At 27.7% G+C, this 9681-nt stretch carries 9 protein-coding genes and 2 pseudogenes; all 11 read right to left on the bottom strand.

All coding sequences use genetic code 11. The features are described 5' to 3' along the window. A pseudogene (locus tag SA378_RS10895) lies at positions 1–111 on the bottom strand (sporulation initiation factor Spo0A C-terminal domain-containing protein); the annotation flags it as partial. Between the two features lie 261 nt (positions 112–372). Further along, positions 373–1050 carry a hypothetical protein gene (locus tag SA378_RS10900; protein WP_318526012.1) on the bottom strand — a complete coding sequence of 226 codons (678 nt, stop codon included), beginning with the start codon at positions 1048–1050 and terminating at the stop codon, positions 373–375. Positions 1051–1167: 117 nt separating this feature from the next. Further along, positions 1168–1419 carry a hypothetical protein gene (locus SA378_RS10905; protein ID WP_318526013.1) on the bottom strand — a complete coding sequence of 84 codons (252 nt, stop codon included), beginning with the start codon at positions 1417–1419 and terminating at the stop codon, positions 1168–1170. Between the two features lie 13 nt (positions 1420–1432). After that, positions 1433–3031, bottom strand: a complete 1599-nt coding sequence (locus tag SA378_RS10910; RefSeq protein ID WP_318526014.1) for a hypothetical protein — start codon at positions 3029–3031, stop codon at positions 1433–1435. Beyond that, the gene (locus tag SA378_RS10915; RefSeq protein WP_318526015.1) at positions 3031–3324 is read right to left on the bottom strand and encodes a hypothetical protein; all 294 of its coding nucleotides are present in this window, start codon (positions 3322–3324) and stop codon (positions 3031–3033) included. Before SA378_RS10915 ends, SA378_RS10910 begins: the two co-directional genes overlap by 1 nt. A gap of 59 nt (positions 3325–3383) precedes the next feature. Next, complete coding sequence (locus SA378_RS10920) at positions 3384–4367, bottom strand: hypothetical protein (RefSeq protein WP_318526016.1); 984 nt, start codon at positions 4365–4367, stop codon at positions 3384–3386. A gap of 74 nt (positions 4368–4441) precedes the next feature. Further along, a complete protein-coding gene (locus tag SA378_RS10925) occupies positions 4442–4996 on the bottom strand; it encodes a DUF4355 domain-containing protein (protein ID WP_318526017.1) in 555 nt (184 codons plus the stop codon). A 134-nt stretch (positions 4997–5130) separates the two neighbouring features. Beyond that, a pseudogene (locus tag SA378_RS10930) lies at positions 5131–6450 on the bottom strand (phage portal protein). 14 nt (positions 6451–6464) lie between these two features. Further along, the gene (locus SA378_RS10935) at positions 6465–7724 is read right to left on the bottom strand and encodes a PBSX family phage terminase large subunit (protein WP_318526018.1); all 1260 of its coding nucleotides are present in this window, start codon (positions 7722–7724) and stop codon (positions 6465–6467) included. 643 nt (positions 7725–8367) lie between these two features. Then, a complete protein-coding gene (locus SA378_RS10940) occupies positions 8368–8748 on the bottom strand; it encodes a phBC6A51 family helix-turn-helix protein (RefSeq protein ID WP_318526019.1) in 381 nt (126 codons plus the stop codon). Beyond that, positions 8749–9303: a hypothetical protein gene (locus SA378_RS10945; protein WP_318526020.1), complete on the bottom strand. Its 555-nt coding sequence runs from the start codon at positions 9301–9303 to the stop codon at positions 8749–8751. Between the last annotated feature and the right edge of the window lie 378 nt (positions 9304–9681).

Genomic DNA, 9681 nt, shown 5'->3' on the forward strand with positions numbered 1-9681 from the left:
ACGAAGTTTGTCTGCTATCATTGCAATAAACTCACTGTTTGTTGGTTTTCCTTTATTATTATGAATCGTGTACCCAAATATACTGTTGATTGTTTCAATGGGTAATTTTGAACGTTTTTAACCTTTTAACCTGTAAAAAATTTACAAATAAATCCTTCTTAATTTTTAACTTTTCTAAAACACTTTATAGGTTTGATTTCTATAGTTTATAGGTGTTTTGTGTATAAAATTATTGTATATTATTACTCATTTAATGTCAAGTTTATCTATTAATTTATCATTGTGATATGTTTGTTGTTGTCATATATTGTCGCAATTACACGAACAACTATTTTATGTGTAATTTAGCATAATTCTAGTCAAAATTATAATTTAATAATATATTGCAAAATGAAAACAGTCTTTTTGATTTCCTAAAAACATACAATTATATTTTTCAATATGATTTCCAATAAGGTTCATTGGAATTGGGTTATACGCCCATGAATAGTTATATGCTAAATCAGTTGTATAGGTGGGAATTTTCATTTTATAAAGAAAAGGAAAATAAACAACTCTCTCTTCATTTAACAATGTCTTAACACCAGGGTTAGTACCTAATTGCATAAGTTGAGAAAAGTATTCAACACAGTTAAACCAACCAATAACAAAAGCCCTGTTATCTTTATTACCTGCATCTATTTCTGAAATAAGCCAATCGAAATCCTTTTGATATTCACTCCAAGATTTACTATTTGAACTTGTATTATTTTTAGAACCACTTTTCCAATTTTTTAGAAATTTTACTTCAATTATAAAATCTTTCTGTTCTATAAATATATCATGATTATTCTTATTTTTACTTTTTCCATTATCTCCAACAGAGTAATGTGCCATATGTCCAAAAGGGTTTCCTAACCTTACAGTAATATCCATTTCATTAAATTTTTCATTAGCAATTTTTTTTAATTCTTCTTTACTCATACCTTTGTAACGTTCATTTAATTCATCTATTACTAATAAACATGTTGTTACTAAATATTGACTTATAGATGGTCTGTTATTTTCCATTTAATATTCTCCCTTATACTTCTAATTATCTTCCTTTTACATTATTATCTCTTTTTATTATAATACAGTAAAGAGTAGCCATTTACTACCCTTTACTTATTCTATTTTCCATTTCTATTATTTATTCACAATATCTTTTATTACTTTTACATCAGTTTCTATATTTCCTAAACGATTTTCATAAACTTCTAAAACTGTAGAGAATTTTTCTATACTAATAGAGAACTTTTCCATCATTTTATAATTGCGTTCTTCCCTTGTAGCATTTTCTGATACCATATTATTGTACATCTTAAATATGAAATAACCGCAAGCAATAGTTACTGCAATTGGGAAACCAAAATTTTCAATTAACTGTGCTATGTCCATCAACTCACCACCCTTAAATCATAGATACAATATAAATTATATACGTATAATTAAATCCATTTACTGTAGCAGTTAATGTTTCTTGCTTACCAATTAAATTAGTATCACTTTTCGCAGTTACTGTACAGATATTACTTGTACCAGTTGTATTTAGAGTTAAGCCATTATTTTCATTAGACACACCCCAAATAACAGGATTAGTTGTATTAATGGTATATTCATTCGTGTCACCGATACACAAATCTTCATAATTACCTGTTATAACTAAATTAGGTGGGGCAACTTCATCTTGTTTTGTTATGGTTACATTTACAAGTAAAGTTTTAGTTACAGTTCCTTTTGTAAATGATAAAGTAACGGTAGTAGTGTTATCAGTAGCTTCAAAAGGTATTATATCTGTAAGAGTAATTACGCCACCTGTTAAGGTTAATAAAGCATCAATATCCACAGAAGAAACAATTACATTGCATTCTGGATTAGCTGTCTGTCCATCAATCATTTTGAATACTGTTGAAGTAACGTCCGTATTTGCAATTACATCTTTAGCAATTACAGCACTTGAATTATATTTCAACATTTCAGCATTAACTATATCTTCATCTGTGATTACCTCATCTTGCTTTTCAATCGTAATATTAACTAATAATGTTTTAGATATTCCACCTGCTGTAAATATTAATGTGACAGTAGTTAAATTATCTAAACCTTCAAATGGTATTTGACTTGTCAATGTTACAACACCATCTGTTAATGTCAGTAAATTATCTGCATCAACTGCTGAAACATAAACATTTATACCAGTATTAGCTGTTTGTCCTGTTTTCAATTTTTTAATAGTATTAGTAATGTCGGTATTTGCTAAAATGTCTTTTGTTACATTAGCTGTAGTTTCATATTTTATAATTTCATCATTAATTAATTTGTTATAATCAATCGGTTCTCTGTAATATGTTGTATAATCTGCAACACCCAAGTCTAAATTATCGGCTGAATTTATATTTGTATTTTCTATTGATATAACCAACAAACCTTCAGAAATCAAATGATTTACACCAACAACTGAAAAAGCCATACCATCAATTAATACCCTCATAATTTTTGCGTGTTCAATTCCATTAATCATATTATCACTTTTAACAAAACTTCTGGTATGTTCGTCATATTTAATAATAATATCAAAAGAAGAATTAGCTGTTATTGCTATTGCACCTTCAGTTACCCCTAAACTTCCATTATTGGTTTTTAAGCTTATTGGGTATTCTCTTATATCTGTAAAATTCCAGTCAAATATCTTTACGCTAAATGGACATTCCAATAAATATGCTTTATCACAACCTATTTCTGTATCAATTTGACTTTCAATTATATAATTGATACTTTTTCCATTACAAGTATGAGTTATATAATCACCTGTCTTTAAAGTATTGTATGGTGTAATAATTTCTTTTTTATAAGTGCTATTTGCATTGTTTGACTTTACGTCTTGAATTAACCCGTTTATAGTATTATCTTCGCTTAAATTGAGTTTTAGGGCGTTATTCTGAGCGAATATACTATATATCTTACTATATTGATTAATTAGTTTGGTTTCTAATATTTCATGTGCTATCATTATAACAACCTCACCTTTTTCTTTAACTCGTCAAGTTGTCTTATAATATATGCTGGATAATCAGTTAAAAATGATTGAGTTGTATCATTATATGTTAATGATTTAGTAGCTTCATTTCCTAATTTTTGCACCTTAAAAATAACCATTTCAGTTAATAAAGAATCCATAGTCAAAGTGTTATATACTCTTTTTGAGTATGTTTCTATTTCTTTTTTGGTTAATTCAATTAATGCGTTAATCTTAGCTGTATCTGTAAAACCAGTAAGCGTTTGAATATTTTCTATTGGTGTCAATTTATTCACCCCTTTTTTATATAAAAAAATAAGGGTGAGTTTCCCCACCCCTTAAACTATTAAGCAATAACTGTTATTACAACATCAATGTCTTTTCCACCAACTGTTACTTTAGTGGATGAAATAACACCTAATGTAGCTGTAGAATAAACTGCTTTATAAACTGCTGGTACTTTTACTTTGCTTCCATCATTTAAAACTACTTCTACTTCTGTTGGAAGTTCTGCATTTTGAACAACATTAAAAGCTGTTGCACTTGCTACTGCTGAACCTAATATAACTTTTCTTGCTTTAGTATCATCTACTAATGCAATTATTACATATTGGTCTGCAACTATTGTATTATCTTTAGTTTCTACATTGTGTGCTTGTTCAACAAAAGTATCTTTCTTTAAGAACATTTTTGTTGCCTCTTTTGTAAAAACATAAACAACTCCAGCAGGTACTAATTTAGAAATTATAACAGGTTTTCCTGCTACATTCCCAATTTGTCCTGTAAACAATATTTCACCCTGATTTGCTGATTTAAAATCATCATCTTTTCTTATAGCTTTCTTAAAATCATTTCCACCAAGAATAAATAATCCGTTTTCATCTTCCACATCCATAGAAGCAATAGCATCTACGATTAAATCATAGTTAAAAACTGAACCATCTACACCATAACCAAATTTAGCTAATTCACCAAAGAATTTATTATTCCCATAATTAACCACTGATTTTGGCATTCCGTCAATTCCTGCTTCAACAAATTTGCTATCTTGCATAGCATCGTCATCATTATATACAAATTTAGCTTGTACTCTTTTAACTGTATAATCATTGTCTACATATCCAACTGAACCAGCATTAGCTGTTTCACCTTTTGCTACTTCTTGTGCAGAACCTGTATAGGTATATTTTTTAATTTTTTGTGTCATTCCGTCAGAACCTTGTAAACTATCATCAATAGTCATAAGTGTTCTTGTTTCAAGCATTGTATTTAAAGCGTTATTAATTCTATCTGTTACTACTACATTATTATATATTGTTCCTGTTGCCATTTATTTGTACCATCCTTATTATTATTTTGTTTTATTGCATAAAAAAAAGAAAGTTGTATATCATTTCAAACTTTCTATCTGTTAGTTAATTGTTTATAAAGTTCTGGATTTTCATTAAACAATTTTGTTTGTTCAGCAATACTCATTTTTCTAAACTGTTCTTTCGTCATTGTTCCGTTTATGGAATTATTACTGTTCTTTGTGCCAGTTGAAGTAACTCTTTTACTTACTTCTTCTGATACAGCTTTTTTAAATAACTTATCTAAATTTTCAATGTTGGCTTGAGTTGTTTCTGTGTCATTACCAACTACGAAATCTACAAATTCTGCACTCATTCCCTTATTATTTAAAACTTTTGCAGTTTCATATTTTAAATTAGTTAATTGAATTTCAGCTAATTGTTGTTCAAGCTGTTTCTTTTCTTCAACTAAACGGGATTGTTCATCCATTTCCATTAAACTTTTTTGTTTCTGTAATTCCTTTTCATACTTTTTCTTTTCATTTTGAGAATTAGTATAAATTGCTTGTTGGATTTTCTTATCTAACTCCTCTTGAGTTATTTCTATTTTGTTAATTTCCTTGTTATCTGCTTCTTTATTGTTAACGTCAACGTTTTTATTATCTTCCATTTTTTACACCTTGTACCCCTCATAAGTTGTACACCTTTCTTATTTTTTAATTTACTCTCCCTCGTAAGTGAGATTTAAGCATTTCTTTAATGTCTGATACTAAAAAAGACAATAAAAAAACACCATCAAGGTGATTAATTATCTTGTGTATTCTGTTTTTTTTGTTTATCTAATTTATGTTCTTTCTCAATTTCTTCTAATTCAGCATTTATATCTGTTATAAAAGGTATCTGCTGCAACAAACTTTTTCTTGAAACTGTATCTTTTAATTTTGATACATTATCTGAAATTGCTGTTAAATTCTTTGGTATATTTCTAAAGAATTGTATTTTTATATCATCAGTTGTAAAGTTATTTCCAAACAAATTTTAGATATTAGAGATAAGTTGTAAACGTCTTAATAATGCTTGTTTGAAAAATGATTCTTTTTCTGATACTATTCCCTCAATACCATAACTTCCATTTTTTATTGATTCAGCAGTTACATGACTTGTTGCAATAGTTTCTAAATCTTGTACAAATGAAAATTTCTTAATCATGTTTTCAAGTCTATCTTTATAATTTTCATTTTCTGTATCAGCAGTCTCTTTAGTAAGCCATTCGATTTTAGCTGAACTGCCTTCATCACTATCAATACTAAATATTCTGTTCGATTTCATTTTTAATATTTCTTCATCTGAAATATTGCTATTGTAAATACATAAATAGCTGTCATTGAGTTCTGCTCTAAAGTTTGCAGTGTCTGATAAAGCTATATCTAAACCATCAATTAATTTATGTACACATTCAGAATCACTTGTCATATCATCATTATTTAAAAATACATTTATTGGTACTTCCTTAAAGAAATGTTCTTTAACTTCAATAAGTGTAATTATATTGTTTTCTTGTTTGAATATTTTAATGTCTTGTTTAGTATATAGCTCAATATTAGTTAATGTTTTATTAGTTAATATGTCAGTTTCATCAAAGAAACGAATAGCATATAACAACTCACCATCAATATCATTTGAATAAATTAATATGACTTGTTCAGGGTTTAATTTTGTCATCTGCAATACTTTATTTTCGTCTAAATACAGTAATTCTTCAGCTATACCATATATTGAACATTTCTTCTCAATTGCCATATTATGACTTTGTTCTTTTTCCATATTATTATTTATAATAGCTTCTAATTGCTCGTTTGGTATAGTATAAGCAATAGGTTTGCCACCCATAAAGTAACCAGAAATCAAAGTTGTAATATATTTGCTATATGCAGTGGCTATCTTAATATTTGGTTTATCTGGTTGTGCTATAACCCTATTCATAATAGACGTATTTTTTGTATCATTATATGCTTTATTTGTTTTTAATTTAGGTAAGTATTGACTTTTAAATATTTCTATATATTTTTTAATATGTTCTGTCGTTAATTCAGTATCTTTTGAAATTTGAAACAAAATTATCACATCCTTTTCTATTTTTATAATTTAACTGTTAAGATTCGTGCCTTTTTTCGTATATTTTGAATTGAATACCTAATTCCATCGATGCAGTGATTCCAAGTATCTATTGGTATATCAATATATTGAAGTGTATTTTTGTCTTTTTGCCAGCAGTAATTATCAAATTCTGCTTTTGTATTTTCGCACGTTTCATTTATAATAATTTCCATCTCCTGCATTTTTCTTATTCCAGAAATTATTGAGTTTTTACCTTTCTTACAAGGTTTAATTTTAGTAAGCCCCATTTTTTTCAAATCAGCTATATCTTTTGGATTAGCAGAATCGGCAATAATTATATTTTTATGCCAGCATTTTTCCTTAACTAACCTTGCAATTTCAGCATTGGTTAAACCTTTTCTGTATATCTCATCACATACATACAGAGTTTTTGTTTTCTCATCATAAAGTGATAAAATGCAAGTTGTAGGATCGTTAAATCCAAAATCCATTCCAATACAAGTAATTAGTTCAGGGTTATTTCTGATTAATTCATTTACATCTAATTTTTCAGTTTTATAAGAGAAAACTAATTTATCCAATGTAGCAAAATCACCTAATGCTTCAATTTTATATCTTGCTGGATTACGTTCCTTTAATCTTTCTAAACGTGCTTTTTCTTTTTCATCACACCATTTATTCTGAAGATAAGTTGTTTTTAAAATAAATGTATCTGGTGGAATTATACCTGTGTCAAAACCAAAATATTTGAATGTAAAATTTTGCATACTTATCGGATTCATTGAAAAATACAACATTTTGTTCTTAACTTTACCTCTTAAAGTACCATCCATAGCATCAATATCTTCTTCAGTAAAATCAGTACATTCTTCAAACCAGACACAATCAATATCTACAAATCCTTTAGCCTTTTCAGAAGAATCCATTCCAGACATTTTAATATAAGTGCAATTAGGAAAAATAATTGTATGTTCTGAACGATTAAATTCGCAATATTCGTATAGTTGAAATTTTTCTAAAGCGTCTAATGTCATTCGCCAAATAGTTTCATTAACTCTATTTGTTTGTTTAATCAGAAATAACATTCGCCTTTTTTCTTTTATGCCAAGTAAAATTAGCTTGTCTACTATGAAATATGACTTTCCAGAATTTCTGCCACCATAATATAAATTGTATCTGTGGCTATAATCAAATAAATAAGGTAAATATGCTTCATTAAATAGTTGTTTATCTATTTTTAAATTATCAATATTAAATTTCTTTTTTGCTATTTTCTTCACCTACTTTTTTACATAAAAAAAGAACATTATTCATGCCCTTTTTGTTAGTACCTTTTGGGTACTTTTTAGCTTGTTTTGATATTAAATTTTAATAAAATAGTGCTGGTTGAGTAATTAATTAATAGAATAATTGCGTTTGTTTTAAAGTTGCTCTAACGGGAAAATCATACTGAATTTGATAGTTATATCATCCATTTGCAGACCTTTAAACGTTCATGTGTGAACGATAATGTTATTGTTGAGTAATTGTGCTATTTGATATTTGAATGTCTTAAAACGTTTATAAAGGTTATTTTTTAGTCTGTGAAAATTATAGTGCCTACTAACAGCCATATGTATTTATAAAGGGGTAACACCCTATTAAAGCTTTCATTTTATCCTAATAAATATTCATTGCATTGTATGAAAAAAGTACTGTTTTTTATACATTTCTACATAAGTAAAGCAAGGAAAACAACGAACTATCATCATTAACCTTGCAATATCAACGTTTGTGATACTTGCATTATTATATTTTCTATCTTGTATAATATAGATTATATGAGCAAAATTTCTGTTTTGCGACATAATTAATGATTTACTACCAGATACCACTAAAATCAATGAATACTCTATACATTCCCAAATTCAACCAATTTACCTGTTATTCCTCTGTTTCTTCCTCTTCAGAATCGAATAATGTAATTTTTAATTCTGTTGTTGTGGTATTCTCAACTTGTAATTTATCCGAACATAATCCATTCTCACCAAGTATCATCTTAATAGCTTGTAACTGTGTACGTTTATCGCTGTCATCCTTAACAAGTTTCATCAACTCTTTTGTTGCAACGTCTCCGTAAACTACAAATTTATTACGTCTTTCCTTTTGTAATTCATTCATGAAATCATCTTCTTTATACCAACGATACAAAGTAACTCTATGTACACCTATTTCATCCGCAATTTCTTGCTTACCTTTATCAGTCCATACTAATAATGCTATTGCTTTATATTGTGCTTCAGTTAATCCTTCCATGTTCTTCATTTATATCACCTCTTTCATATCTACAATCTTATAATACTTCCCATTATCTTCTAACCATTTAAGAAACAATTGTATGTTAACAACATAAGCAGTTGATCCATATTCTAATTTCTTATAATCAACTCTTTTGCTATCGTTTCCATAATATAAATCAATGTATGTTTTTAATCCATTAAAATCAAACATATACATAACATTATTAATAGCATCCACATTAACCATTATATCGCATGAGCAGTAGCGAAACCAGCCATCACTATTTTGTTTCTGGCTTGAAATATCCTCAATCCAGAACCTTTGCATATCTTTTGAATACTTCCCATAAGAATATTCTGTTTTTATTTCTATTAATTTGCAATCAATTTTATCATCTTCATCATAAATAAATATTATAAAATCAATATCACGTTTTCTACAGAAGTCAAATTTCCTACAATCATAAACAACAACATTATCTAACCCTTTAGCCAACTGAATAAACGCACTTTCTCCAATCTCACCTTTATCAAGTGTTTCTGAAAAGTCCTTGTACCAAGTTTTATTCTTATATACCATTTTGTTTTTCTCCTATAATTTTAATTTAATATTTCTTTACAATAAAAAAGCACCAACCAATAAATCAGTTGATACTCAATTTAATTTTTTTATTCTCTTTCTTAATAATGAATACGAATATAAAAACTTTTGCAGAAAACTATTATTCTTATACTCTGCCAGCAAATCAAATATATCATTTTCTACTACACCATAAATCTTATTATCCTTATCTTTTTTTAATTCAACTTCAATATCTCTTGCCAACAAGAAAGAAACAATATTTAAACTAAATATTTTCGTAAGCGCCGAATAAAAGACCGTAGTGAAACATCACCAGAAAAATGCTAAAGTAATGAAACGGAGGTGATGTTAAATGAGAAAAAAATATAGCATGCA

The sequence above is a fragment of the Sedimentibacter sp. genome (genome assembly GCF_033447055.1).
Lineage (GTDB): Bacteria > Bacillota > Clostridia > Tissierellales > Sedimentibacteraceae > Sedimentibacter.